The sequence below is a fragment of the Streptomyces sp. BE303 genome (genome assembly GCF_036290945.1).
Classification (GTDB): Bacteria; Actinomycetota; Actinomycetes; order Streptomycetales; family Streptomycetaceae; genus Kitasatospora.
Genome location: NZ_JAQYWZ010000113.1, coordinates 1 through 347, shown reverse-complemented (window position 1 = coordinate 347; position 347 = coordinate 1). Strand labels below are relative to the sequence as shown.

1 protein-coding gene is annotated in these 347 nt (G+C 73.8%); it reads left to right on the top strand.

Annotated elements, in window-relative coordinates; all coding sequences use genetic code 11:
- Nucleotides 1-52 precede the first annotated feature (52 nt).
- The coding region (locus PUR56_RS00425) for a ketoacyl-synthetase C-terminal extension domain-containing protein (protein WP_329947363.1) at nucleotides 53-347 on the top strand (295 nt) is incomplete at its 3' end.

The following is a 347-nucleotide window of genomic DNA, read 5'->3' as shown; positions in this document are numbered from 1 at the left end:
GCTGACGGAGTCGCGGCCCTGGAGCGCCGGGGACCGGCCTCGTCGGGCGGGTGTGTCGGCGTTCGGCGTCAGCGGTACGAACGCGCACGTGATCGTGGAGGAGCCCCCGGCCGTCGAGTCCGCCGCCGTCGTGGCAGCGGAGCAACGTCCCTTGGTGCCGGTGCTGTTGTCCGGTACGGACGAGTCGGCGCTCCGTGCCCAGGCACAGCATGTGCGACGTGTGGCCGATCGGGATCTCCACACGCTCGCCGCTGCGGCAGCCCGCCGTGCCGCGCTGGCCCATCGGGCGGTGGTGCTCGCCGGTGACACCGAGGGGTTGACGACCGGGCTGGGCGCGGTAGCTTCCG